This window comes from Stenotrophomonas sp. B2 (assembly GCF_014947095.1).
Lineage (GTDB): Bacteria > Pseudomonadota > Gammaproteobacteria > Xanthomonadales > Xanthomonadaceae > Stenotrophomonas > Stenotrophomonas maltophilia_P.
Genome location: NZ_JADCQA010000018.1, coordinates 1 through 26501 on the forward strand (window position 1 = coordinate 1; position 26501 = coordinate 26501).

The 26501-nt window shown below is 66.6% G+C and carries 22 protein-coding genes and 1 riboswitch; of the genes, 15 read left to right on the forward strand and 7 right to left on the reverse strand.

Translation table 11 applies throughout. The annotated features are described in order from the left end of the window. Window positions 1-154: 154 nt before the first annotated feature. Window positions 155-1732, reverse strand: a complete 1578-nt coding sequence (locus IMX13_RS17505; RefSeq protein WP_053519166.1) for a BCCT family transporter — start codon at window positions 1730-1732, stop codon at window positions 155-157. 244 nt (window positions 1733-1976) lie between these two features. Next, a riboswitch (TPP riboswitch) is annotated at window positions 1977-2077 on the forward strand. An 82-nt stretch (window positions 2078-2159) separates the two neighbouring features. Between IMX13_RS17505 and thiC the strand changes: the two genes are divergently transcribed. From thiC to IMX13_RS17535, 6 genes are all read left to right on the forward strand, one after another. After that, window positions 2160-4004: a phosphomethylpyrimidine synthase ThiC gene (thiC, locus tag IMX13_RS17510; RefSeq protein ID WP_065175099.1), complete on the forward strand. Its 1845-nt coding sequence runs from the start codon at window positions 2160-2162 to the stop codon at window positions 4002-4004. Window positions 4005-4101: 97 nt separating this feature from the next. Further along, a complete protein-coding gene (locus IMX13_RS17515; RefSeq protein WP_193396833.1) occupies window positions 4102-4773 on the forward strand; it encodes an ion channel in 672 nt (223 codons plus the stop codon). 260 nt (window positions 4774-5033) lie between these two features. Next, a complete protein-coding gene (locus tag IMX13_RS17520; RefSeq protein ID WP_111186802.1) occupies window positions 5034-7346 on the forward strand; it encodes a winged helix-turn-helix domain-containing protein in 2313 nt (770 codons plus the stop codon). Between the two features lie 114 nt (window positions 7347-7460). Continuing rightward, window positions 7461-8360 (forward strand): helix-turn-helix transcriptional regulator, encoded by a 900-nt coding sequence (locus IMX13_RS17525; protein WP_053519175.1) that lies wholly within the window; start codon window positions 7461-7463, stop codon window positions 8358-8360. Window positions 8361-8409: 49 nt separating this feature from the next. Continuing rightward, complete coding sequence (locus IMX13_RS17530; RefSeq protein ID WP_193396834.1) at window positions 8410-11289, forward strand: TonB-dependent receptor; 2880 nt, start codon at window positions 8410-8412, stop codon at window positions 11287-11289. 166 nt (window positions 11290-11455) lie between these two features. Continuing rightward, complete coding sequence (locus tag IMX13_RS17535) at window positions 11456-11665, forward strand: hypothetical protein (RefSeq protein ID WP_053519179.1); 210 nt, start codon at window positions 11456-11458, stop codon at window positions 11663-11665. A 68-nt stretch (window positions 11666-11733) separates the two neighbouring features. Here the strand turns inward: IMX13_RS17535 and IMX13_RS17540 are convergent, their stop codons facing one another. Beyond that, the gene (locus tag IMX13_RS17540) at window positions 11734-12855 is read right to left on the reverse strand and encodes an HDOD domain-containing protein (protein WP_053519181.1); all 1122 of its coding nucleotides are present in this window, start codon (window positions 12853-12855) and stop codon (window positions 11734-11736) included. Between the two features lie 151 nt (window positions 12856-13006). After that, a complete protein-coding gene (gene ppa, locus IMX13_RS17545; RefSeq protein ID WP_053519183.1) occupies window positions 13007-13546 on the reverse strand; it encodes an inorganic diphosphatase in 540 nt (179 codons plus the stop codon). A 187-nt stretch (window positions 13547-13733) separates the two neighbouring features. Here ppa and IMX13_RS17550 point away from each other — a divergent pair, with 187 nt between their 5' ends. The 5 genes from IMX13_RS17550 to IMX13_RS17570 all read left to right on the forward strand — a co-directional run bounded on the left by IMX13_RS17550 (window position 13734) and on the right by IMX13_RS17570 (window position 19425). Continuing rightward, entirely contained in the window at window positions 13734-14234 is a 501-nt protein-coding gene (locus IMX13_RS17550) for a hypothetical protein (RefSeq protein WP_193396835.1), read from the forward strand. Next, entirely contained in the window at window positions 14234-14710 is a 477-nt protein-coding gene (locus IMX13_RS17555; protein ID WP_111186799.1) for a hypothetical protein, read from the forward strand. The genes IMX13_RS17550 and IMX13_RS17555 overlap by 1 nt, the downstream gene beginning before the upstream one ends. Before the next feature lie 79 nt (window positions 14711-14789). Continuing rightward, a complete protein-coding gene (locus tag IMX13_RS17560; RefSeq protein ID WP_193396836.1) occupies window positions 14790-15296 on the forward strand; it encodes an RNA polymerase sigma factor in 507 nt (168 codons plus the stop codon). A 105-nt stretch (window positions 15297-15401) separates the two neighbouring features. Then, window positions 15402-16340: a FecR domain-containing protein gene (locus IMX13_RS17565; RefSeq protein ID WP_193396837.1), complete on the forward strand. Its 939-nt coding sequence runs from the start codon at window positions 15402-15404 to the stop codon at window positions 16338-16340. Window positions 16341-16509: 169 nt separating this feature from the next. Beyond that, a complete protein-coding gene (locus tag IMX13_RS17570) occupies window positions 16510-19425 on the forward strand; it encodes a TonB-dependent receptor (RefSeq protein WP_193396838.1) in 2916 nt (971 codons plus the stop codon). A 67-nt stretch (window positions 19426-19492) separates the two neighbouring features. Here the strand turns inward: IMX13_RS17570 and IMX13_RS17575 are convergent, their stop codons facing one another. After that, window positions 19493-19750 carry a DUF2789 domain-containing protein gene (locus tag IMX13_RS17575; protein ID WP_053519195.1) on the reverse strand — a complete coding sequence of 86 codons (258 nt, stop codon included), beginning with the start codon at window positions 19748-19750 and terminating at the stop codon, window positions 19493-19495. A 107-nt stretch (window positions 19751-19857) separates the two neighbouring features. Between IMX13_RS17575 and IMX13_RS17580 the strand changes: the two genes are divergently transcribed. Then, entirely contained in the window at window positions 19858-20445 is a 588-nt protein-coding gene (locus IMX13_RS17580; protein ID WP_065175093.1) for a biliverdin-producing heme oxygenase, read from the forward strand. A 31-nt stretch (window positions 20446-20476) separates the two neighbouring features. Beyond that, window positions 20477-20908: a YbaN family protein gene (locus tag IMX13_RS17585; RefSeq protein WP_065181703.1), complete on the forward strand. Its 432-nt coding sequence runs from the start codon at window positions 20477-20479 to the stop codon at window positions 20906-20908. Between the two features lie 51 nt (window positions 20909-20959). Here the strand turns inward: IMX13_RS17585 and IMX13_RS17590 are convergent, their stop codons facing one another. Continuing rightward, a complete protein-coding gene (locus IMX13_RS17590) occupies window positions 20960-22987 on the reverse strand; it encodes a sodium-translocating pyrophosphatase (protein WP_053519201.1) in 2028 nt (675 codons plus the stop codon). A 282-nt stretch (window positions 22988-23269) separates the two neighbouring features. Here IMX13_RS17590 and IMX13_RS17595 point away from each other — a divergent pair, with 282 nt between their 5' ends. After that, the gene (locus IMX13_RS17595; RefSeq protein WP_065175090.1) at window positions 23270-23773 is read left to right on the forward strand and encodes a hypothetical protein; all 504 of its coding nucleotides are present in this window, start codon (window positions 23270-23272) and stop codon (window positions 23771-23773) included. Between the two features lie 119 nt (window positions 23774-23892). On the opposite strand, the gene IMX13_RS17600 is transcribed toward IMX13_RS17595, so the two are convergent. Both IMX13_RS17600 and IMX13_RS17605 read right to left on the reverse strand, forming a co-directional pair. Next, window positions 23893-24282 carry a DUF488 family protein gene (locus IMX13_RS17600; protein ID WP_053519206.1) on the reverse strand — a complete coding sequence of 130 codons (390 nt, stop codon included), beginning with the start codon at window positions 24280-24282 and terminating at the stop codon, window positions 23893-23895. 8 nt (window positions 24283-24290) lie between these two features. Continuing rightward, complete coding sequence (locus tag IMX13_RS17605; protein ID WP_053519209.1) at window positions 24291-25547, reverse strand: 6-phosphofructokinase; 1257 nt, start codon at window positions 25545-25547, stop codon at window positions 24291-24293. A gap of 135 nt (window positions 25548-25682) precedes the next feature. On the opposite strand from IMX13_RS17605, the gene IMX13_RS17610 reads away from it, so the two are divergent. Further along, window positions 25683-26246, forward strand: a complete 564-nt coding sequence (locus tag IMX13_RS17610; RefSeq protein WP_053519211.1) for an adenylate kinase — start codon at window positions 25683-25685, stop codon at window positions 26244-26246. Window positions 26247-26501 lie beyond the last annotated feature (255 nt).

The following is a 26501-nucleotide window of genomic DNA, read 5'->3' on the forward strand; positions in this document are numbered from 1 at the left end:
CCGACAATTTCCGTGCGCGTCAGCCACGGAAGAGAAAGAAGACGATCAAAAGCAACAGCAACAGCCGCGCGCTGTGGGTTGGGGTCGGATCCGTTTTCCAGAGGAAACGGATCCGACCCCTTCGTGTTTTTCCGGCGCAGGCTGCCGAACACCCTCAATCCGAATCCTGCGCGCGCGCTGCTTCGGCCTGGGTTTCTTCCTGTGCCGCCATTTCGCGCGCGATCCACGCATCGATCATGTGCCGCTGGCGCTGTGCCTGCCGCCGCTCCCGCGTGTACTCCTGGTCCAGTACCCGGTACAGCGAGACCATCACCAGCACCATCAGCAGCGCGAATGGCAGTGCCGAGATCGTGATCATGCCCTGCAGCGCGTCGAGGCCGCCGGCCAGCAGCAACGCACCTGCGATCAGCGCGATGCCCACACCCCAGGCCAGCTTGCGCTTGGCGGGCGGGTCGCCTGCCTCGTCGGTGGACATGCTGGCCAGCACCAGCACCGCCGAGTCAGCCGAGGTCACGAAGAAGATCATCAGCAGAACCAGCGCGATGCACGACAGCAGCAATGGCAGCGGCATGCTGTCGAACAGGGTGAACAGTACGGTCTCATAGCCATTGCCCAGCGCCTGTACCAGGTCTGCATGGCCGAAGATCTGCGACCAGATCGCGGTGCCACCGAACACCGAGAACCAGAAGAAGCCCAGCAGCGTCGGCGCCAGTACCACGCCCACCACGAACTCGCGCACGCTGCGGCCACGCGAGATGCGCGCGATGAACGAACCCACGAACGGTGCCCAGGAAATCCACCAGGCCCAGTAGAAGATCGTCCAGTCGGCGACCCACGTACTGGAGGAGAACGGTGACATGCGCAGGCTCATCGTCACCAGCTGGTTCAGGTAGGACCCCAGCGTCGTGGTGAAGGTATTGAAGATCGCGCCGGTCGGCCCGAGCACCAGGACCAGTGCCAGCAGCAGGGCGGCCAGTGCCAGGTTGAAGTTCGACAGCCATTTCACGCCGCGCTCCACGCCGCTGAGGGTGGAGGCCATGTACAACACGAAGGCGACGGCGATGATGGTCAGCTGCAGCGGCACACCGGCATGCACGCCGAACACGCGCTGCATGCCGGCTGCGATCTGGATGGTGCCGAAGCCCAACGTGGTGGCCACACCGATTGCCGTGGCCACCACCGCGGCAATGTTGACAATCCGTCCGATCCAGCCCCGATGATGATGACCGATGATCGGCTGCAGCATGTCGCTGACCAGCCCGCGGCCGTTGCGGTTGAACTGGAACCATGCCATTGCCAGACCGATCAGCGCGTAGATCGCCCACGGATGCAGGCCCCAGTGGAAGAACGCATAGCGCATCGCTGCACGTGCGGCGTCCATGCTTTCCGGTGCCAGTCCTTCCGGCGGCTTGCTGAAGTGGGAGATCGGCTCGGCCGCCCCCCAGAACACCAGGCCGATGCCCATGCCGGCGGCGAACAGCATCGACATCCAGCTGGCCCGCGAGAATTCGGGTTCGGCGTCTTCGCCACCGATGCGCAGGTTGCCGAAGCGGCCGAACGCCAGGTACATCAGGAACACCAGCGCCAGGAACACCACCAGCAGGTACAGCCAGCCGATGCCGCGGATGAGTTCGCCGAGGATGCTCTGCACCACGGCGTTGAAGGGACCGGGTGCTACGCCGGCAAGCAGCACCAGCAACAGGACCAGTGCGATGGAAACACGAAACACCATGAAGGAGCTTCTCCGATCAAAGGGATTGAGGGAGCGAGCAAATGCTTGCAGCGAGGGGCCGGCGGCACTCGAGCGCTAGCCGGGCAGGGGCCGCGATGGCGGCGATGCGTCATCGGTCGCAGCGACACGATGCGCGTGCACGTTACTGAACGCGACGTCATGGTTGCGTTAATTCATCAATGTCGCGTGACGCGCAGCCGCCCCGTGGGCTCGCCCTGTTGCAGGACTTCTATGGTCTAATGCCGGCAAGAAGCGGGGGTACCGCGGCCATCGGCCACGGTTGAGACAGTCCCTTGGAACCTGATCCGGCTCATACCGGCGTAGGGAAGCTTTGCAATGCAACCGAACCCGGACGCGGCCCAAGGGCCGTCCGCGTGCGGGGGCAGTGCGCCGCCGCTTCGTCCCTGACCCTCCTGGACGATGCCCGATGAACGCACAGCTCTCCGCCCTGCAGCAACAGGCCCAGCAACTCTCCGAATCCGTGACCCGGCCGATTCCCGGCTCGCGCAAGATCCATGTCACCGGCTCGCGCCCGGACCTGCGCGTGCCGATGCGCGAGATCACACTGAGCCGCACGCCGACCCTGTTCGGCGGCGAAGAGAACGCGCCGGTCACGGTGTATGACACCTCCGGCCCCTACACCGATCCTGACGTGCGCATCGACCTGTCCGCGGGCTTGCCGGCCCTGCGCCGTGCCTGGGTCGAAGCGCGGGGTGACACCGAACAGCTTGATGGCCTGAGCTCTTCCTTCGGCCGCGATCGCGAGCACGACCCGAAGCTCGATGCGGTGCGCTTCCCGGCCCGCAGCCTGCCGCGCCGCGCCCGTGCGGGTGGCAATGTCACCCAGATGCACTATGCGCGCCGCGGCATCATCACGCCGGAGATGGAATTCGTCGCCATCCGCGAGAACCAGCGCCTGGACGCGATCCGCGATGCAGGCCTGCTGCAGCAGCATCCGGGCGAAGCCTTCGGCGCATCCATCCAGAAGATCATCACCCCGGAGTTCGTCCGCGACGAAATCGCCCGTGGCCGGGCGGTGCTGCCCAACAACATCAACCATCCGGAAAGCGAGCCGATGATCATCGGCCGCAACTTCCTGACCAAGATCAACGCCAACATCGGCAACAGCGCGGTGTCATCCGGCATTGCCGAGGAAGTGGAGAAGCTGGTGTGGGCGATCCGCTGGGGGGGCGATACGGTGATGGACCTGTCCACCGGCAAGCACATCCACGAGACCCGCGAGTGGATCATCCGCAACTCGCCGGTGGCGATCGGCACGGTGCCGATCTATCAGGCCCTGGAGAAGGTCGATGGCCGTGCCGAGGCACTGACCTGGGAGATCTTCCGCGACACGTTGATCGAACAGGCCGAACAGGGCGTGGACTACTTCACCATCCATGCCGGCGTGCTGCTGCGCTACGTGCCGCTGACCGCCAAGCGGGTGACCGGCATCGTCAGTCGCGGCGGCTCGATCATGGCCAAGTGGTGCCTGGCCCATCACAAGGAGAATTTCCTCTACACGCACTTCGAGGACATCTGCGAAATCATGAAGGCCTACGACGTGACCTTCTCGCTGGGCGATGGGCTGCGCCCGGGCTGCATCGCAGACGCCAACGACGCGGCGCAGTTCGGCGAGCTGGAAACGCTTGGCGAGCTGACGAAGATCGCATGGAAGCATGACGTGCAGACGATGATCGAAGGTCCCGGGCACGTGCCGATGCAGCTGATCAAGGAAAACATGGACAAGCAGCTGCGCGAATGTGGTGAGGCTCCGTTCTATACGCTTGGGCCGCTGACCACGGACATCGCGCCCGGCTATGACCACATCACCAGTGCCATCGGCGCAGCGATGATCGGTTGGTTCGGTACCGCGATGCTCTGCTACGTGACGCCGAAGGAACACCTTGGCCTGCCCAACCGCCAGGATGTGCGCGACGGCATCATGGCCTATCGCATCGCCGCACATGCGGCCGACCTGGCCAAGGGGCATCCGGGCGCGCAGGTCCGCGACAACGCATTGAGCAAGGCGCGCTTCGAGTTCCGTTGGGAAGACCAGTTCCACCTCGGGCTGGACCCGGAGAAGGCAAAGGAATTCCATGACGAGACGCTGCCCAAGGACGCGCACAAGCTGGCGCACTTCTGCTCGATGTGCGGGCCGCACTTCTGCTCGATGAAGATCACCCAGGACGTGCGCGAGTACGCCGAGGCCGGAATGAAGGAGAAGTCCGAGCAGTTCCGCGCTGCGGGCGCGGAGGTCTACCAGCAGGGCTGATCGGACTGGCGTCGCCGGGCGTGCCCCGGCGGCGCTGCATCGCGCGCCTCACGCGCATCCCGTTATCCTCCGCCCATCTTTCCGGGGAAGGGACGCCATGCCTGTTGCCGTGACCACCCGCTGGCTGGCCATCGCCCGCCGCCATCCGTCCGCGTGGCTGCTGGGCGCGCAGCTGCTGGCGGTGATGCTGTATCCCGCGCTGGACGACACGGCCGCCGGCCGCGCCGCATTGGGCATGTTTGGAATGGCGGTGCTGGGCCTGGCGTTGTGGGTGGTCCAGCGCAGCCCGTTGGGTACATGGCTGGCACTGCTGCTGGCGATTCCGGCGGTGGTGTTCTCCATCGCCGGCGCGCTGCTGGACCGCGCCGCGCTGGTGACCACCGCGCAGCTGCTGGAGAGCCTGCTCTACTTCTATACGGCCGGCGCCCTGATCGCCTACATGCTGCAGGACCACAAAGTCACCCGCGACGAACTGTTCGCGGCCGGCGCCACCTTCACCTTGCTCGCGTGGGCATTCGCCTTCGCATTTGGGGTGTGCCAACAGTGGTATCCGGGCAGCTTCCAGGGCAGCAGCGAGGGACCTCAGCGAAGCTGGATGGAGCTGCTTTATCTGAGCTTCAGCTTGCTGTCCGGGGTCGGCCTGAGCGATGTCGTGCCGCTGCATCCGGAGGCACGCGCACTGGTCATGCTGGAGCAGTTCTCAGGCGTGATGTACGTGGCTTTGGTGGTTTCGCGGCTGGTCGGATTGACCATGCTGCGGCGTTTCTGAAAATGAATGGAAGATAAAAATTTCGCGCCCGAAAGGGCGCGAATGATGGTGCGAAGTTATGTGAATGCGTCGGCGAGAGAGAGCCTGATGTCGACCACGCGATAGGCGAGGTAACCGGCATAGGCTAGTATTCGCGCGCTCCATTGTTTTTGCGGTATGCGCCGATGCTTTGTGCGGAGTCTGGCTTTTCGCTGTTCCCCGTTGGGGACGGTATCGAAGGCGAACACTGCCCGGAAACTGTCTCTACTGTTTAGCAAAAAATGAACCGCAGCGAAATCCAGCCCACCGAATCTGATCGGATCCGGATTGGCGAATGTGTCGTCACTTTGTCCTCGCGAGAGGTCGAAGTTGCCGGCGCGCGTCGCCCGCGCCGGCTGACGCCGAAGGCGCTGGGCGTGCTGCGTGTGCTGCTGCGGCAACCCGGGCGCGTGGTCACCCGCGAAGAACTGTTCGCCGAGGTGTGGCCCGATACGCTGCCCACCAACGATGTGCTGACGCAGGCGGTCACCCAGCTGCGCAAAGCCTTCGCCAACGACGATGACAACGGCCAGGCGTATATCGAGACGATCGCCAAGACAGGCTACCGCCTGCGCGTGCCGGTGCAGGCCATGCCCGAGCCCGAAGCGGAACTGGCGGTCGATGCCGAAGGCGCGGCTGGCGATTCCAACGCGGTCGTGGAAGTGCACACGCCAGCCCCGGAGGACATGCGACGCCGTCGCTGGCGCTACCTGCGACGTCGATTGTTGCTGGTGCTGGGCCTGTTGATGCTGGCCGCACTGCTGGTGATGACGGTCCTGCTGCTGCGCCGTGCGCCGGCCAGCTCTCCGGTGGAGGCGGCGGTGGAGAACGGCACGCGGGTGATCGGCAGCCCGCAGCGGCCCTATCGGCTGATCACCGCCACCGCAGGCTTCGAAACCTATCCCACGCTGTCGCCGGATGGTTCGCAGGTGGCCTACGAAGGTGCCAGCGAGGATGGCCTGGGCGGCGGTGCGATCAAGGTACAGACGTCCGGCAACGCGCCGGCGCGGCAGCTGCTTGTTCCTCCTGAGGGTGCGGTTGATCGCTTCCCGAACTGGTCGCCGGATGGACGCGACATCGCCTTTGCCCGCTTCTCCGCCGATGGGGGTTGTCAGGTGCTGATCGCCAGTGCGACCGGCGGCGCGTTGCGCCAGGCCACGCGCTGCGATGGCACCGAGCTGCTCAGCTTCGACTGGACACCCGACGGGCGCGGCCTGGTATTCGGCAGCATGGTGGGCCGCTATGCCCACCGCGGTATCCGAGTACTCGATCTGGCCAGCGGACAGTGGCAGCCGCTGCAGTACGCCGTCGATCAGGACGATTTCGATTACGCGCCGCGCTATTCGCCGGACGGCAAATGGCTGGTGTTCGTGCGCAACCCGCAGATGGGCGACCTGTGGCGGGTTCCTGCCGCGGGTGGCACGCCGGAGCAGCTGACCAGCGAGTCGGCCGAGCTGCGCGGATGGGCCTGGCTTGGCGACGGCCGCACCATCGTGTTCGGCCGCCGGGTCGACAGCGAGGTGCGGCTCTATTACCTCGACATCGAGCGGCGCACGCTGCGTGATGCCGGACTGGATGACGCGCAGTGGCCGGCGGTATCGCGGCATGGCGGCATGCTGGCCTTCGTCCATCGCCGTGCACAGTTCGGCGTGTTCAAGGTGCCGATGCAGGGCGGTGAACCGGAGCGCCTGTTTGCGTCCAGCGGCCGCGACGGTCAACCGATGGCAGCACCGGACGGTCGCCAGCTGGTATTCACCTCTGACCGCTCGGGCAGCTTCGCTCTCTGGTGGGCGGACATGCAACGCCCCGATTCGCTGCGGCCGATCGAGGGCCTGCGCCCGGAAGCACGGCAGGCCCCCGATTGGTCGGCCGACAGCCGGCAACTTCTGGTGGTTGGGCGCGATGCACACGGTCGCGCGGTGGTCTACGAGATCGCACCCCGCGACGAGCGTCTGCAACCGCTGCCGGTGCCCGCCGAACAGCCGCTGCAGGCGCTGTATGGCGCCACGCCCGAGCAGCTGCTGGTGGTCGAACGTGATGCCGACCAGCGTACGCGGCTCAGTCTGTTCGATCGCAGCACCCAACCCTGGCGGCGGCTGGCGAGCATCGACGGCGTCTCCCAGGTCCGCTTTGACCGCGCAGGCCGTCGGGTGCTGTTCACCCGCCTGGCGGCGGAGGGGTTGTGGGCGGCGGACGCGGCGCTGTCCCCGGACAGCGTGCGGCAGATCAGCGAGGACAAACCCAGCCGCTGGCGCTACCGCTCGTGGACGGTTGCCGGCCACGACAGCATCGGCTATCTCGGCAGTTCCACCCGCTGCAGCACCATCCTCGTCCGCATCGCCGCCGGGCAGGAGGATGCCGGGCGCTGTCTGGACGCGCAGCGCTTGAGCGCGAGCAACGGACTCAGCGCCAGCGCAGACGGGACGGCCCTGTTTGTCGCTCTGGCAGTCAGTGATGGCGCCGACATCGGCGTGATGCGGCTGCCCGAAAAGGCGCCAGCGCTGTTCCCGGCCTTCTCCAAGATGTTGATGTTCAAGGGAAATGGGCCTTCGTAATTTTTTCGTCGGGATCTCGCCGCGAATTCGTGGCGATCTCGTCGGTCTTTCCTGACGCGGTGCCGCCTGATTGGGCAAAACGGAGGCCTGTACTTGGCAAATCCGTGGTGCACCATGCGTCAACTCTCACTGGCCGATCGTGGCCAATCCGTCTCCCTGGACAAGGCACTCGATGACGTCGTGCCGACCTGCCTGGGCGTGGCCCGGCTCGGCAGCCTGCAGACCGCGGGCAGCAGCTTCACCGTGTGGATGCAGGTGCGCGGCAGCTCCTGGGTGGAGGCCAAGGAGGGGCGCTTCCGCCTGCGCCACGGCGAATGGATCGCGTTCGAGAAGGAATCGCGCCCGCTGGTGCAGGCAGGGCGCAACGGGCTGTGCATCGGCCTGAACCTGAACGTGGAAGCGCTGCGTGTGCTGGCGGAGATGGCCGACTGCGGCCTGTACGCGGGCCGCGGCCGGATGGGCCGCAGTGACGCTCGCGTCGCGCTGCGCCTGTGGCGTGATGCCTTGGCCAGTGGCCACCCGGCGCAGCACCTGCGCCCGCTGCTGCTGCATCTGGCCGGCCTGCAGCGTGGATTGGCCGACAACGTGCAGCGCTGCCCTGGCCGTTCGCGCAGCCGCAAGCGCCAGGTGTTCGGTCGCATGCAGCGCGCCCGCCTCTATCTGGAAGGCAACAGCCACCGCGTCGTACGCATCGGCGAACTGGCCGAGCTGACCAACTTCTCCAGCTGGTATCTCTCCAAGACGTTCCAGAGCCTGTATGAAGAAAGCCCGCAGTCGCTTTCGGCACGGCTGCGCCTGGAGCGCGCCGCCGACCTGCTGCGCGACACCGACATGATGGTGGGAGAGGTCGCCGCGGCCAGTGGTTTCGACAACTGCTGCAGCTTCGCCCGGGCGTTCCGCGCCCGCTACGGGCAGTCCGCTTCGCGCTTCAGGGAAAACGGCGGCTTGCTCCCGCCACAATCCGCAAAGTCTCTGGTTGGTTCGCGCAAATACAGCGCTGCAACGCAATCGTAACGTGCTGGGGTGTTTTAACACGCTGCTAACACGTACCTTGGAGAGATTGATGAACGTTCGTAACCCCGCAGTGCGGTTCGGCCTGCTGCCGGCCGGCATTGCGCTGGCGCTGGCGCCCGCCTTCGCTTCCGCACAGGAAGCACCGGAAGCAAAGGGCACCACCGACCTGGACCGCATTTCGGTCACCGGCTCGCGCATCCGCGGCGCTGCCGTTGAAACCCAGCAGCCGATCGTCACCCTGAGCCGTGAGAACCTGGAAAAGCAGGGCTACACCTCGGTTGCCGACGTCCTGCAGAACCTGACCTCGGCCGGCTCCCCGGCCATCTCCCGTTCGGAGTCGCTGGCTTCGGGCGAAAACGTCGGTGGCTACTACGTCGACATCCGCAACCTGGGCGCGCAGCGCACCCTGGTGCTGATGAACGGCAAGCGCCTGGGCGCGACCACCGCCGGCTACCAGGATCTGAGCCAGATCCCGATGGCCGCCATCGAGCGCATCGAGATCCTGAAGGACGGCGCCTCGGCCATCTACGGTTCGGACGCCATCGCGGCCGTGGTCAACGTGATCACCCGCAAGCGCTTCGACGGCGCTGAAGCCAGCGTCTATGTCGGTCAGTACGGCAAGGGCGACGGCGACACCGAAACCTATTCGTTCACCCTCGGCAGCATGGGCGAGCGCGGCGGTGTCACCATGTCCGCCGAGTACTCCAAGCAGGATCCGGTGTGGGCGAAGGACCGTTGGTTCAGCCGTGACGGCAACGCCGGCCCGAACTACCCGGGTTCGGGCGCCAGCCCGATCAACCAGAAGGGTGGCTTCTGCGACCCGTGCGTCACCCCGAACCTGAAGCAGGGCGAGCCGGGCTATGTCGGCCCGAGCGACCAGCGCTGGTACACCCTGCGTGATGGCGGCAACCCGGCCAACCGCGCCGACTACCGTCTGGAAACCTCCGCTGACGCCGTCAATGCCAACCAGCAGATGATGGTGCAGACCGGTATCGAGCGTAAGTCGCTGTACGTCAACGGCAACTACGACTTCACCGACGCGATCTCGTTCAACGCTGACGTGCTCTACAACGAGCGCAACACCACCCAGCAGATCGCAGGCTATCCGTACCAGTCGGCATCCTTCGACACCCCGCTGTCGGCCGACAGCGCGTTCAACCCGACCGGTGAAGACCTGACCTTCCGCCGCCGTCTGTGGGAAGTGCCGCGCACCACCGAAAGCCAGGTCAAGACCCTGCGCTTCGCCCCGAGCATCAGCGGCTTCTTCGACTTCGCCGGCAAGACCTTCGACTGGGACGTCGGCGCGCTGTGGAACCGCAACGAAACCACCAAGCGTGGTCACGGCGACATGAGCCTGATCGCATCGGAACAGGCGCTGGGCGCTTCGTTCATCGGTGCTGATGGCGTCGCCCGCTGCGGCACCAGCATGTCCGATCCGCTCGCCACCAGCGGCTGCCGTCCGTGGAACCCGCTGCTGCCGTTCGGCGTTGCCGGTGCCGGTTCGCTGGCCGACCAGGCCACCCAGGACTTCCTGTTCCCGTACTTCACCGATACCGGTCTGACCAAGACCACCAGCTTCACCGCCAACCTGTCGGGTTCGATCGTGACCCTGCCGGCCGGTGACCTGGGCTTCGCCGTGGGCGTCGAGCACCGCAAGGAAGAAGGCCGCTTCTCGCCGGATGCCTTCGCACAGTCGGGCCAGTCCACCGGCCTGGGCGCGCAGACCACCCAGGGTGAGTACTCGCTGGACGAGGTCTACCTGGAACTGAACGTGCCGGTCCTGGCGGACATGCCGTTTGCCAAGGAGCTGACCCTGAATGCTGCGACCCGTTACTCGGATTACAGCAACTTCGGCGACACCCTGAACTCGAAGTTCGGCTTCACCTGGCGTCCGCTGGACGAGCTGCTGGTTCGCGGTACCTGGGCTGAGGGCTTCCGTGCTCCGACCATCGACAACCTGTACGGTGGCCTGAGCAGCAGCTTCGAGTCGTACACCGATCCGTGCGGCATCACCGCGCCGGGTTCGGTCAACGGCAACGCGGCCTGTTCGGCGGCGGGCGTCCCGGTCGGTTACACCCAGCTGGGCCAGGGCCTGATTCCGTGCACCTCGACCCCGTGTGCGACGCCGGACCAGTTCATCTCGGGTGCCAACCCGAACCTGACCCCGGAAACCTCCAAGAGCACCACCGTCGGCCTGGTCTGGAGCCCGCGCTGGGTGCAGGGCCTGGACATCTCGCTGGACTGGTACAAGTACGAAATCAGCGACATGATCATCGCTGACAGCGTCGACCGCATCCTGCGTGACTGCTACGTGCTGGGCGATGCTTCGCGTTGCGCCGCGCACACCCGTGCAGGCGATGGCCACATCAACGGCATGACCTACGGCCTGGCCAACCTCGGCCAGATGGAAACCCAGGGCTACGACCTGGGCATCAAGTACCGCCTGCCGGAGCTGGCCATCGGCCAGTTCGCGATCGACTGGCAGACGAGCTACCTGGCCAAGTACGACGAGCAGGGCCAGAACGCTGACGGTGGCAACATCACCATCGGCCGTGTCGGTGAGCCGGGCCTGTTCCGCGTGCGTTCGAACCTGGGCCTGACCTGGTCGAAGGGTGACTTCGGCGTGGCGTACACCGCGCGTTACTACTCGGGCATGAACGAAGCCTGCGTGGCCAACCGTCCGTGCGACGACGCCGACCGCTACCAGAACGGTGAGAAGTCGCCGCTGCGCAAGACCGGCTCCAACACCTTCCACGACCTGCAGGTCAGCTGGAAGGCACCGTGGGATGCCACCATCGCGCTGGGCGCCAACAACGTGTTCGACCACAAGGGTCCGATCATGTTCACCCAGCCGAACTCGAGCTTCGCCTACTACGGCGGCTTCGACGTGGGTCGCTTCCTGTACATGAAGTACACCCAGCGCTTCTGATCCATCGAAGTGCGATAGCAGAACGAGGAGGGCGGACCGCAAGGTCCGCCCTTTTCGTTTCTGTAAGGGAATTCTGATCAGGTCGGGAAAGTGAGTGCGGTCACTGTCTGCTCTTGTCGCATTCAGCACAGTAGGCGCGTCCAATACCGGACACTGGGAGATGGATATGAAGCGCACGCTTTTCCGCCAGGTATCGGCCGCCGTCCTGATCTATGCAACGCTGGTGGGCTCGCTGTCCGCACAGAACATCATCGTCTGCGGCGGCGGTGTGTACTGCGAGCAACTCCGGCTGGAGTGCCTGGCCAAGGGCAACGCCCCGGCCCTGTGCGAGCGTCAATGGCGTCTGTGCGTGCTGGACGCCTGTCCGCAGCGCTGAGAGAGGAAAAAGGGCGCGTCCGTTGGACGCGCCCTCATCCGAGGTGACGGCAGTCGCCTGCGTGCTGCTCAGGCGTCAGTGGGTGTCAGCCCCATCAGTGCATTGGCATGCTCACGCCACTGCGGCAATCGATTGAGTACGCCTGCGCGCTGCAGGTAGTCCTCGTCAACGGGATCGCCGTTGACCAGCGCCAGCGCCACGTGCACCGCGCCGGTCACCCAGAAGCTGCGGGTCGTGGCGCGTTGCGGCTGCAGGTGGAACGCCACCGCTTCGATGATCGGCATCGGCAGGCCCCACAGCCCCAGCAGGTAGGCGCCGGCTTCGGCGTGCCCGGGACGGAGGTCGCCGGCCAGCGCAGGCTCGCTGCGCTCGTTGCGGACGCCCGGCAGCAGCAGGCCGATGTCAGCCAGCAGCGCCGCGGTGGCACCCAGTTCCGCACTGGAATCGGGCAGCAGGCGGGCGGCCAGGCGCGAGGCGAGCAGGGCGCGCTGCTGCAGCGAGTTGCGTTCGGCCGCAGACAGCGTCGGCGCCGAGAACACCTCGCTTGCCAGGACCAGGTCGCGCAGGGTGGACAGGCCCAGTCGGGTGACCGCCGTGCGCAGATCGGCGATGGTGCGGCCCTGGCTGAAGAAGGCCGAGTTCGACAGCTGCAGGACTTTCGCGGCGATGGCAGGATCGGCGGCGACCAGTTTGGCCACGTCGGCGCTGTCGGTATCGTCATCGTGTTCCAGGGCCTGGGTCAGGCTCAGGTACAGGTGTGGCGGCGAAGGCAGCTTCTCGATGCGGCCGATGGCATCACGCAGGCGCGGGCTGTCCAGCACCTCGCGCAGCTCTTCCAGGCTGGTCAAGGCCTCCAGCAGCACTTCCGGCGCCAGTGGCAGCGGCAGGAAGCGGTGGGCAACGCCGATCAGGCGCGCCGGTGGTGGCCGGTTGCCGTGCTGGGCATCGACCAGGGCGATACGGATGGTTTCCGGGCGCAGTGTCCGGATCTGCCCCAGCAAGGTGGTGGCATTGAGGTCCGGCAGCTGCGGGCAGACGATCACCGCGTCCACGCCCTGCGTCGCCACTGCCGTCATCGCGGTGTGGCCGTCGGCGGCGGTCAACGGCTGCCAGTCTTCCCCAAGATCGGCAATGAATTCGGTCAGCTCGGCCGGCAGGCTGGCTGCATCTCCAACAAGCAGAATACGCACGACACAATCCCCTGGCTGTCTCGACGCTGGATGTCGACGACGTGTGAAGTGACGCAATTTACCTAATACAGCACCCGGAGTGCTGTGCCGTGGTGTTGAAACGTGACCCGCATCGCTCCGGCAGGACACACCGGAGCGACGCGGTTCAGGATCAGGCCTTGCTGCCTTCCAGGTAGCGCGCGTGCGCTTCGACCAGGATCTGCTTGGCTTCCGCCGCGCCGCCCCAGCCGTCGAGCTTGACCCACTTGCCCTTTTCCAGGTCCTTGTAGTGCTCGAAGAAGTGGCCGATGCGCTCCAGCCAGTGGCTGGAGACCTGCTCGATGTCCTCCACGTGGGCATAGCCGCTGAAGATCTTGGCGACCGGCACGGCCAGGATCTTCTCGTCGCTGCCGGCCTCATCGCTCATCTTCAGCACGCCGACCGGGCGGCAGCGCACCACCGAGCCCGGCACCAGCGGCAGCGGCAGCACCACCAGCACGTCGGCCGGATCGCCGTCGCCGCACAGGGTGCTGGGCACGTAGCCGTAGTTGCACGGGTAGCGCATCGGGGTCGACAGGATGCGGTCGACGAAGATCGCGCCGGTTTCCTTGTCCACTTCGTACTTCACCGGCTCCGAGTCCTTCGGGATCTCGATGATGACGTTGATTTCTTCCGGCGGGTTCTTGCCGGGCGAGACGAGTTCCAGACCCATGGTCGTGCTCCAGGTGGGGATGTAGGCGGATAGCCCTCCATTTTATGCCTTTGCAGGCCGCTGTGCAGGTGGGGCGACCCCTACAGGCCGCTGCGCAGGCGGACGACCTGCGGCGCCCGCCTTGCCCGATGGGCCCGGAAGGCCGGCCGGCGCAGGCTGCTGGCTCGTTCCCTGGGAGATATCCGCCATGTCCTGGACAACCCGCTGCTGCGGCACGTTCCTGTTGTTCGCAACCCTGCCGGCGCTGGCACACGCCAGCCATGTCGACCTTGTCGACTACCCCTCGCCCCAAGCCAATCGGGACCGCTTCCACCGGTTGCAGGCGTCGCTGGTGCGCGAGTTCGACGGCATCTGCGCCGACACCTTCTGCGAAGGTGAGTACAGCAACTACCGGGTACTGACGTTCCGCTGCGCCGTTCAGGCCGACGCCGGTACCGTACGCCACTGCGCCTGGGGCATCGTGGCCAGCGAGCTGCAGGTCGAACCGGTCCGCGGCGAAGTGCAGGTGGACAATGCGCGCTGGATCTGCCCCGTCACCCTTGGGGAGGGGATTCCGGTGGAGGTGTTCCACGCGACGCTGGAGCAGGAGGAGGGCGCGTTCGAGCCCTTCCCGGGAACCGATGTGACGGTCTTCGACACACTGCCGACCTGCCTGGGGCGGCCGGGCAATGCCGGGAGGGCCGCCTGATGCGCGCGCTGAAGAGGGGTGTTCTTGCAGGCCTGATGGGGCTGGCCGGCGCGGCACACGCTGCGCCGGCCTATGTGGATGCACGCCTGTTCCCCAACCAGGCGGCTGGGTGGCAACGCTTCCTGGCGGTCGAACGGTCGCTGCGGCAGAGCTTTGACCACGTCTGCGGTGACACCTTCTGCGAAGGCGAATACAGCAATCTGCTGCCGATGCGGTTGCGCTGCTCGGTGCATGCGGCGAGCGGCGCCATCCAGAGCTGCATCTGGACCTTCGCCGGCAGCGCCACCGCGGTGGCTGATGATGGACGGATCGATGTCGACCTGCGCAGTTTCGCCTGTCCACTGCCCGTGGCGACGGGAACACGGCTTGAGGACTTCCTCCGTGCGCTGGAGCAGGCCGCGCCCGTCCGTGCGATCCATGTCACGCCGCCAGGCAGCCGCATTTCGATTCACGAGGGGCTGATCGGTTGCCTGTGATTCTCTCAAATGAGAACGTGACTGATTCGCATTGACGGTGTAGGATGCGCGGCGCCCTCCCGTCGTACCGGCTCCGCGCATGCCATCCAATGCCGCCACCCTCACCGAACTGCTGATCCGAGAGCGGCCGGCGCTGCTGCGCCGGGTGCAGCGCATCCTGGGGGGCGACCCGGGTGCGGAGGACGTGATCCAGGCTGTCTGGTTCAAGGCCCGCGGGGTGGGCAACGCCCCGTTGATCGACAATCCCAGGGCCTATCTGTACCGCCTGGCAGCCAACCTGGCGACCGATCATGGACGCGAGTCGACGCGCCGCAACCGCCTGTTGGCCGATCACTACCTGTGGGGACCGGACGAGGCTACGTCCACGTCCACCGAAGAGCAGGTGATGGCGCAGGATGAGCTGCAGCGTGTCCTCGATGCGGCCAGCCACCTGCCGGAGCCGACCCGCGCCATCTTCCGCCTCAATCGGCTGCAGGGCCTGACCCAGGCCGAGATCGCGCGTCGCCTTGGCGTGTCGGTCACCGCCGTGGAGAACCACATCCGCGCCGCGTTGCAGCGCCTGGCCTGGGCCCGCAGCGGCCGCTGAGCGGACGCGCTTGGGGATGGGCCTGGTTCAAACGTCTTGATGGCTGGACTGTACCTGCGGTCCAGTTCCCTCTCCCCGCGCGTGAGTATTCCTGTCCGCCAGCCAATGAGCCCGCCGAACACTTCTTCTCCCGCCGCCTGCGAAGACGTCGTGGCCGAACAGGCCATGCGCTGGATCGCGTGGCTGGCATCGGGCGACATCACCGATGCTGGCATGTGCGAATTCGAAGAGTGGCTGGCGCAACCGGGCCATCGCCACGCCTTCGAGCAGCAGCGCACGCTGTGGCGCAGCCTCGGCCCTCGACCGGCTGTCGCGTCTGCGGTGCGGCGCCGGCGTCAGCGGCTGCGCTGGATGACGGCTGCCGCTGCCGCCCTGGCGATGCTGATGGTCTGGCCCGAGGCGTCCCTGCGCCTGCAGGCGGACCACCGCAGCCGCCAGAGCGTCCAGCATGTGCAGTTGCCCGACGGCAGCCGTGCGGTGCTCGACGCGGACAGCGCGATCGCCGTGCACTTCGATGCGGGCACTCGGCGGGTCGATCTGCTGCGTGGCCGCGCCTGGTTCGAGGTGGTCGCCGATCCGCAGCGGCGCTTCAGCGTGGCCGCAGGCAACGGCGTAGTTGAAGACATCTCCACGGCATTCTCCGTGTCGCGGGTCGAGGAAGCGGTTGAAACCCAGGTCGGGCAGGGCAGGGTGCGCGTGGCCGCCCCGGCCGACATTGGCTGGACCTATCTGCAGGCGGGGCAGCGTGCGCAGTACGGTTCCGCGTCCGGCGTCGTCCGCCTGAGCGATGTCGCTGCCGACAGCGTGGGTGCGTGGCGCCAGGGCGAACTGCTGCTGGAGCAGGCCAATGTTGCCGATGCAGTGCATCTGCTTGGTCGTTATCGTGCCGGTCCGACCTTCGTGCAGGGCGACCTTTCGACCTTGCCGGCCGTGAGCGCCGCACTGCGTATCGATCGCCCCGAACAGGCCCTGGATGCACTCGCGGAGACGACGGGGCTGAGGATCACCCGCCTGCCGATGGGTGTGGTCATCGTTCACAGATGACGCCGTGTCACGCGTGGAGACGTGATCGGCAGTGATCCCCCTTGGGGCTGTGGCGCTGCCGTTCGTCTTACTCCACGAACGTACCCGCAGCCGCCACGTACGTCGCCGTGTCCACGCGTGCCGTGGATGACGCCGCGCCTGCGGCTCCGCTCTCCTGACAGGTTTCTCCATGTTCGATTCCCCACGTCCGGGCCGCACTCCGCGCCCGTCCCGCCTGTGTGTCGCACTGCTCGCCGCCGGTATTGCCGGCGCAGTACCGCCCGCGCTGGCCCAGGACACTGCCAACCCGCAGGCAGCCGCGCAGCGCTTCGACATTCCCGCGCAGCCGCTCGACAGCGCGTTGCGCAGCTACATGCGGCAGTCCGGCGTACAGGTGGTCTATCCGGCTGCGTTGGCCAGCGGCGTCACGTCGCAGGCTGTCAGCGGCCCGCTCACCGCAGACGAGGCGCTGGCGCGGCTGCTGCAGGGCAGTGGCATGGGCGTGCGCCGTGTCGGCGACGGTGCAGTGACACTGGCAGCGGCCGGCGCCCTGCAGGCGCAATCGCCGACCATCACCGGCCCGCTGCGTGTGGCCGGCGATCGCGTCGCTGAAGGCATCGGCAGCGACGAGGCGCGCCTGCTCGACAGCTATCGCAGCGTCGGCTCGACCACCACGCTGGATCGCACAACGCTGGAGCGCTTCCGTGGCACATCCAACGGCGACATCGTCAAGGGCGTGGCCGGGGTCACCGCCGGTGATCCGCGCGTGGGCAACGGTTTCGACGTGAACATCCGCGGCATCCAGGGCCAGAGCCGCGTGCCCGTCATCATCGATGGCGGGCAGTCCAGCATGGACACCTACCGGGGCTACGCCGGCCAGTCACAGCGCAGCTATCTTGATCCGGACCTGATCTCCCGCCTGACCATCACCAAGGGCCCCAGCCTGAAGGCCAACGCGTCCGGCGGCATCGGCGGCGTGGTGGAGATGGAGACGCTGAACGTGGGTGACATCCTGCGCGAGGGCCGCGACGTCGGCGTCCGCGTGCGCGCTGGGTTGGCCAACGCCAGCGCCAACAGCGTGCCGGCTTACAGCGCCGTGCCCCGGACGGACCGCAGCGCCACCGGAAGCCAGTTCTTCAACGTTGCCGCCGCTGGGCAGTGGGACCGCTTCGATCTGGTCGCGGCGTACGCCCACCGCGACAACGGCAACTACTTCTCCGGCAGGCACGGATACGATGACTTTCCGCAGACCCGGCGCACGCTGGCACCGTTGAATCCGCCGCGCACCGAAGTGTTCAACACCTCCTCGCGCTCGACGTCGGCCCTGCTCAAGGGCACCTGGCGCATCGACGATGCGCAGACCCTCGAAGCTGGCTATCGCCGCTATGAGGGCCGCGCCGGCGAGATCATGGCCTCGCAGATCATCCGCGTTGAGCGGGATCGCATCCCACAGTGGGATCCCGGCCACGTCGACATGGACAGCTACAGCCTGCGCTATCGCTTCGATCCAGACAGCGAACGGATCGATCTGCGCGTCAACGCCTGGTACACCGATGCTGACAGCGTGATGCACAACAGCCTGACCGGCATCACGCCGTGGTACTTCGACCGCCGTACCGAGTGGTACGACGCGCCGAGTTTCAGCGGCGATCCGGGCTACAAGGATGCCTACCGCAATCCGCTGCGACAGAAGCGCTTCGGCCTGGATGCCAGCAACACCTCGATCTTCGACACCCGTGCAGGCGTGTTCACCCTCGACTACGGCCTGTCCTACAGCGACGAGGACATCGCACCGGGCAGCTCCGCACCGATCAAGCAGGATGATCTGGTCAACAACCGTTTCCTGCGCAACGCTGAGCGCAAGGAATACAGTGCGGTGGCGTCGCTGAAGTGGCAGCCCGACGAACACTGGGAGTTGATGGCCGGTGGCCGCTGGAACCGGGTGGACGTGCATGACCGCAATCGTCTGGCCACACCCGATGCCTATGAAGTGCAGGGACAGTACCGCTACACCGAGCTGCTGGATGGCAACCCGGCACTGCCCTCCTGGCGCGCCAAGCGCATCGCGCTGCTGAACTGGTATCCGGACGCCGATGGTGCGTTCACCCAGGCCTCGCTGTTGGCCTCGCCGTACAAGAAAGGCACAGTGGCTGACATCGGTGGCTGGAACTTCTACGACGCTGACGCACCGGAAGACCTGGAGGTGCCGGTCAGCTGGACCTGGTCGCAGCCGATCCGTCGCCGCGACAGTGCCTTCTCACCCACCGCCAGCGTGGCCTATCGCTTCAGCGAGGACACGATGGTCTACGTGAAGTACGCCGAGGGCACCAAGCTTCCGAGCCTGTTCGAGACGACACTGGGCCTGTTCACCGCCGCCAAACCCGTCGGAGAGCTGAAGCCGGAGCGCGCGCGCAGTTGGGAAATCGGTGCCAGCACCGTCCACCATGACCTGTTCACCGCCGGCGATCGCCTGGCGCTGAAGCTGGCGTACTTCGATACGCGCATTGATGACCTGATCACGCGTGACTACCGCACGCTGTCGGCCGGCCTGATCCGCAACGTCGACCAGTTCAAGGTCTCAGGCATGGAGTTCCAGTCCAGCTATGACAGCGGCAAGGTATTTGCCGACCTGTCCGCGCATTACTACTTCAAGGCCAAGACCTGCGCCCCGGACATCGCCGCCGAGCGCCGGGCGTACGGTGCACAGCGCAACAACGATGAACTGGCCAGTACGCCCAACTGCGTGGACGGTGGCTTCGAGGGTTCCTACACCAATACGCAGAACCCGCCGCGCTACATGGTGAACCTGACGGCTGGATCGCGCCTGTTCGACGAGCGCCTGACCTTCGGCACCCGGGTGATCCACAACGCCGGCCCGATCAGCAGACTGGACAAGGACTGGAATGTCGGCCTTTCGGCGATCCAGCAGCTGTACCGGCCCACCACCCTGGTGGATCTGTTCGCCAGCTGGCGCTTCAGCGACCAGCTGTCGGTGGAGGCGAATGTGGACAACCTGACGGATCGTTACTATCTCGATCCGCTCGCCCTGGGCGTGATGCCCGCCCCGGGCCGCACCGCGCGCCTTGCATTCACCTGGAGGTACTGATTACCTGCGCAGAGCGCCTTCGGTGGGTGCGGACCTTGGTCCGCACCGCCTTGCCGCGACCGGGGCCTTACAGCCCGGTCGCTGCCTTCACCGCATCTTCGTGCAGCGACTCGTTCAGTTCATCGACCACCGTGCTCCAGGCCGCATCGGCCTGCAGCGATTCGGCCAGGAACTGCCGCTGGCCATCGTTCCAGTAGGGCGCGTCGGCCACCGCCACGCCGGTAGCCAGCTGGTGGTCGCGGATGAAGCGGGCGATGCCCTCGGCGCTGGCATCCAGGCCCAGCTGCAGGAACAGGTTGGTCATGCGCGGTTCGGTGGTGATCATCATCGGTTCCCGGCGGGAAAGAGGGAGGGGCATTATCGACGCAAGCGGGCTTGGGGAAAGCCCTGCGCCACACGTCTACAGCAGGACCTCTCTCCCAGGTACCCTCCATGAACGCACACATCGCTCCTGAAGACAGCCGCAGCCTGCGCCTCAAGGCCGCCACACGCGACAGCCACGGCGCACTGGACAAGCGCATCATGGCCGGTGACATCTTTGCCGATCTCGGCAGCTTCGCCCGCTTCCTGCGCGTGCAGTACCGCTTCCACCGCAGCATCGACCGGCTGTACGCCAGCCCGGCGCTGGACGCATTGCTGCCGGGGCTGGCCGGGCGTCGGCGTCTGCAGCAGGTGGCAGCTGATCTGCACGACCTGGGGCAGGATCTCCCTGGCGCGGACATGGCGCCGTTGGCAGGTGACCTGCCGTTGCCGGTGGCGCTGGGGTGGCTGTACGTGGCCGAAGGCTCCAACCTGGGGGGCACGGTGCTGTACAAGATGGCCGCGCGGCTTGGCCTGGACCAAGGGTTCGGTGCCCGCCACCTGGCTGCGCACCCGGATGGCGCGGCCCGCCACTGGCGGGAATTCACCGCCGCGTTGGATGCGGTGCCCCTGAGCGCCGCGCAGGAACAGCAGGTGATCGATGCCGCCGATGCCGCGTTCCGTAGCGTGCATGGCCACGTTGAAATCGAGTTCGGCTGATGCCCGGGCTCTGCCTGCGGGCGATGCGCTGATGCGCTGGCTGTGGTTCGCGCTGGGCTGGATGATGGTCGGGCTGGGGGTGATCGGCGCGTTGCTGCCGGTGATGCCCACCACCATCTTCCTGATCCTGGCGCTGGGCTGCTTCGCGCGCAGTTCGCCACGGTTCGAGCAACGGCTGCTGGCACATCCTCGCTACGGCCCGCCACTGCGACTGTGGCGGGAACAGGGCGCGGTGTCGCGCCGGGGCAAGGCATTGGCCAGCGCTGGCATGGCGGTGGGGTTCGCCTTGTTCTGCTGGGGCGCGCACCCTTCCTGGCGGCTGCTGCTGGGCGTGGGCCTGTTCTTCGCGGTCAGCGCCGGCTATGTGCTCAGCCGGCCGGCGCCACGGTTGGAGCCGCCCCAGAGTGTCGAACGTGGCGATGTCGGCGATCCGCGCCGCTGTGGGCGTCGCTGGAATCGCTGAGTCCGCGTGAGGGGGGGGGGAGCCGGGCCCACGCCCGGCTCCACCGATCCGCTACAGCAGCGGCACCAGCAGCAGCGCCACGATGTTGATGATCTTGATCAGCGGATTGATCGCCGGCCCGGCCGTGTCCTTGTACGGGTCGCCGACCGTGTCGCCGGTCACCGCGGCCTTGTGCGCTTCGCTGCCCTTGCCGCCGAAGTGGCCATCCTCGATGTACTTCTTGGCGTTGTCCCAGGCACCGCCGCCGGTCGTCATCGAAATCGCCACGAACAGGCCGGTGACGATCGTTCCGATCAGCAGGCCCCCCAGCGCGCGTGGGCCCAGCAGCAGGCCGACCACCACCGGCACCACCACCGGCAGCAGCGAGGGCAGGATCATCTCGCGGATCGCAGAACGGGTCAGCATGTCCACGGCCTTGTCGTACTGCGGCTTGCCGGTGCCCTGCATGATGCCGGGGATGTCGCGGAACTGCCGGCGCACTTCCTCCACCACCGCGCCGGCGGCCCGACCCACCGCCTCCATGGCCATCGCGCCGAACAGGTACGGAATCAGGCCGCCGATCAGCAGGCCGATGATCACCGTGTGGTCACTGAGGTCGAAGCGGAACTCCTGCCCGGGGTTCGCCGCCTGCAGGTTGTGCGTGTAGTCGGCGAACAGCACCAGCGCCGCCAGCGCCGCCGAGCCGATCGCATAGCCCTTGGTCACGGCCTTGGTGGTGTTGCCCACCGCGTCAAGCGGATCGGTGATGTCCCGGATCTCCGAGGGCAGTTCAGCCATCTCCGCGATGCCGCCCGCGTTGTCGGTGATCGGTCCGTAGGCATCGAGGGCCACGATCATGCCGGCCATCGACAGCATGGCAGTAGCGGCGATGGCGATGCCGTACAGGCCGCCCAGCGCGTAGGCGCCCCAGATCGCGGCACAGACCGCCACCACCGGCAGCGCGGTGGACTTCATCGAGATGCCGAGGCCGGCGATGATGTTGGTGCCATGTCCGGTGGTCGACGCCTGGGCGACGTGCTGCACCGGCTTGTACTGGGTACCGGTGTAGTACTCGGTGATCCAGACGATCAGGCCGGTCAGGACCAGGCCGATGAGGGCGCAGCCATACAGCGCCAATGGACCGTGCACGTTGTCGGACATCAGCCCCGTGGTGATCGGGTAGAAGGCGACCGCCGCCAGAACACCCGACACGATCACGCCCTTGTACAGGGCCCCCATGATCGAGCCACCGGGCTTCACCTTGACGAACAGTGCGCCGATGATCGATGCGATGATCGACACGCCTCCCAGCACCAGCGGATACAGCACGGCGTTGGCGCCGGCTTCGGCGAGCATCAGGCTGCCCAGCAGCATGGTTGCGATCACCGTGACTGCGTAGGTTTCGAACAGGTCGGCGGCCATGCCGGCGCAGTCACCGACGTTGTCGCCGACGTTGTCGGCGATCACCGCCGGGTTGCGCGGATCGTCTTCGGGAATGCCGGCTTCGACCTTGCCGACCAGGTCGGCGCCGACGTCGGCGCCCTTGGTGAAGATGCCGCCGCCCAGGCGCGCGAAGATCGAGATCAGGGAGGAGCCGAAGGCCAGGCCGACCAGCGCATGCAGCGCCTGGTCCATCTGCAGCCCGAGCCGCAGCAGCAGGGCGTAATAGCCGGCCACGCCCAGCAGGCCCAGGCCGACCACCAGCATGCCGGTGATCGCACCGCCACGGAACGCTACGTCCATCGCCGCGCTGATGCCGTTGCGTGCGGCTTCAGCGGTCCGCACGTTGGCGCGCACCGACACGTTCATGCCGATGTAGCCGGCAACGCCGGACAGCACCGCACCCACCGCGAAGCCGACAGCGGTGTACCAGCTCAGGAACACGCCTACGAGCACGAACAACACCGCGCCGGCGATGCCGATGGTCAGGTACTGGCGGTTCAGATAGGCGCGTGCGCCCTCCTGGATCGCGGTGGCGATCGCGACCATGCGCTCATTGCCGGTGGGTTGGCGCAGGATCCAGCGCGCCGAGACGATTCCGAACAGGATCGCGAGAATGGCGCAGCCCAGCGCCAATGACAGCCCGTGACGTTCCAGCATTAGACCCCTCCGCAGAATGGATGATGAGCATCCAGTGGCGATGAACTTCACCACGAGGGGGACGACGGGCTGCAGCCTGGAACCAACCCGTGCCGACCGTGGCGGTCGTCCGACGTATGGCGGTGTTCAGCATTCCCTGGTGGCCGCAGTATGCGTGCACATGCGCCCGGATGGTAGCGCCGTGCGTGGAAGGCGCAGCGCTTGCCCCTCCACCGACGCGCCTTTGCACCCTGTTAAGCCTTCCTCTGCAAGCCTGCGCTCAGTCCTGAAGGAGACCCTCCCATGCGTCTGTCCCTGTTGATGCTTGCCGCCCTTGTGCCGGCAATGCCTGCATCTGCCGCCGAGACCCCGGAACTGCAACGCGCGGTGGGTGCGCCGCAGGCGGTGGGAGCGGTACACACGCTGCGGCAGATTCCCGAAGCCTGTGCGCGGCTGGAGGGCGCCTTCACCGGCCAGGCTGCCGAGCCGTATCGATTCGCCGTGGTCCGTACCAGCGAGCAGTGCCAGCCGCGCGCTCGTTTTGTCGACTTCGCCAAGGCGCAGCCCGCTGTCGACAAGGGCTGGAAGCTCAATGACGTGATCCGCGTGCCCAGCGCGACGTGCCCGGCACAGCAGGCGGTGGTGCGGGTGTGGCGTCTGCCGGTCGACAACCGCCAGGCGCTGGACGGGCAGGGGCAGTCGCGCATCTATCTGGAAGAAGCAAAGAAGCAGGCCGCCGCCGGCAAGATTCCGCAGGTGACGATGTTCGCTGCGCAGCTGCAGGTGGAAGGCAAGGCCTGCAACTGACGCCGTCCGGCAGGGCGAAGCCACGCAGGGCGTGGATGTACTTCGGCGCGCACCGGTAGCGTCGGGCCATGCCCGGCGGAGAACCCGGTAGTGCCGGCCGCTGGCCGGCACCCCTGCCATCACTCGGCCAGCTTCGCACCGCGGGCCACCAGCAGGTCACGCAGTGCCGAACGATGGCAGTGCGCCTCATCCTCGCAGTAGCAGCCCACGCTGATGTCGGTGTGCTGCGACAGCGCGGCCAGCAGATCCAGCGCGTGGGCTGCGTCGGGCGCCTTCATCTCGGCACGGTAGCTGCGGAAGAAGGCATTCCAGTCGGCCGCGGTGGTCGCCCCGCGAGCCTGTTTCACCCGTTCCGCGCTGGGCGACAACGTCGGGAACCAGACGTCGTACCAGTCCTGGCGGGCGAACTCGCTGCGTGGCACGCCGCGCGGCGGGCGGCGTACGGTGCCGATGCGCAGGCCTTCGCCCGGAACGCGCGGAGAACCGAGGCGGACGATCCGCAGGGCCATGATCGCAGTCAGACCTCGAAGGCCGGCAGCGTCTTCTTCACTGCCACGTTCTTCAGCGTCACATACTTCGGCAGGCCATCGGCGCCGTACGGCAGTGGCGCTTCGCCCTTGATCAGCGGTGACAGATAGGCGCGCGCCCGGGCAGTGATGCCGAAGCCGTCGCGCCGGATGAAGCCGGCCGGCATCTTCTTCTCGTGGTTGGCGATCTTCGACAGCGGCGCGGACTCGATCTTCCAGCGGTACGGTGCGTCGCTGCTGCGCACGATCACCGGCATCACCCCGTTCTGGCCCTTCAATGCCAGTTGCACAGCCGCCTTGCCCACGGCCTGCGCCTGGTCCCAGTCGGTGCGGCTGGCGATGTGACGTGCCGAGCGCTGCAGGTAATCGGGCAGGGCCCAGTGCACCTTCAGCCCCAACTGGTCCTTGACCCGGCCAGCGAGGTGCGCGGCGACGCCGCCCAACTGCGAATGACCGAATGAATCCTTGCTGCCGCCGGCATCGGCGACGAAGCGGCCATCCGCCGTGGCGATGCCCTCGGAGGCCACGACCACGCAGTACCCGACGCGTTCGACCACCGCCTTGACCTTGGCCAGGAAGGCCGCCTCGTCATAGGCACGTTCGGGCAGCAGGATGATGTGCGGGGCCTCATCGTCGCCATTGCCGGCCAGGCCTGCGGCAGCGGCCAGCCACCCGGCATGGCGGCCCATCGCTTCGTAGATGAAGACGCGGGTGGAGGTCTCGGCCATCGCCGCGACATCCAGCGCCGCCTCGCGCACCGACACCGCGGTGTACTTGGCCGCCGAGCCGAAGCCGGGGCAGGTATCGGTAACAGCCAGGTCGTTGTCGATGGTCTTCGGCACGCCGATGCAGGTCAGGTCGTAGCCGGAGGCCTTGGCCAGCTGCGAGACCTTCAGCGCGGTATCGGCCGAGTCGTTGCCGCCGTTGTAGAGGAACCAGCGCACGTCGTGCGCGCGCAGGACCTGCAGCAGACGTTCGTAGCGCGCACGGTCGGCATCGAGCGACTTCAGCTTGAAGCGGCACGAACCGAAGGCACCGCCCGGTGTATGGGCGAGGGCGCGGATGGCCGCCGCACTCTCCCTGCTGGTATCGATCAGCTCTTCGCGCAGGGCGCCCAGGATGCCGTTGCGGGCCGCCAGGACCTTGATGCCCTTGGCCCGGGCCTGTTCGATCACCGCCGCAGCGGTGGCGTTGATGACCGCGGTGACACCACCGGACTGGGCATAGAGGAGGGTACCGTTGCGCATGCTTCTACCTGCTCAGGGGAGGGACATTGCAGGGACATTACCCGGATGCGGTAAAGTGGCGCTATTGCGGTGCAGCGATACCGGACCGTCCGGGACGCGAACCTTCTTTGTTTTCAACACGTTGGAGTCAGGTCAATGCGATTGGTTCTGTTGGGACCGCCCGGTTCGGGCAAGGGGACACAGGCGACGCGCCTGAAGGACAAGCTGGGCATCGCCCACATCTCGACCGGTGACATGCTGCGTGCGGAGATCGCTGCGGGCTCGGAGCTGGGCAAGCAGGCGAAAGCGGTGATGGATGCCGGCAACCTGGTATCGGACGAGATCCTGCTGGGCATGCTTGAGTCGCGGCTGGCCCAGGCGGATGTCGCCAAGGGCTTCATCCTGGATGGCTACCCGCGCAACGTGGCGCAGGCCAATGCGCTGGACGGCCTGCTGGCCAAGATCGGTCAGCCGCTGGATGCGGTGGTGCAGCTGGATGTGGCCACCGAGCTGCTGGTCGAACGCATCGCCGGCCGCGCCAAGGAGCAGGGCCGCGCCGACGACAATCCCGAATCGGTGCGCCAGCGCCTGCAGGTCTACAACGACCAGACCGCGCCGGTGGTGGATTTCTATGCAGGCCGGGGCACCCTGGCACGCGTCGATGGCGTCGGCGAGCTCGACGAGATCGAAGCCCGCATCCTGGCCGCGATCAAGGCCTGAACCAGGCGCGCGGCCGGCTGCGGTCGGCATGCAGAACACAGGCCTGGTCCTCACGGACCAGGCCTGTGTCGTTTTCATAGGTGCCAGCGGAGGGCTTGCTCAGGGCCCCGCAGCATGAGCTCCCTTGGGGATGGCCTCTTGGGGAGTAGGACCGGTTCGGGTACTGCGGCTGGCAATCCGAATTGTGTCCGGGTTCACAGAACATCGCTATCGGGAATTCCCTGACAGGTGGCTGGAGTTTTCTCACATCGGGTG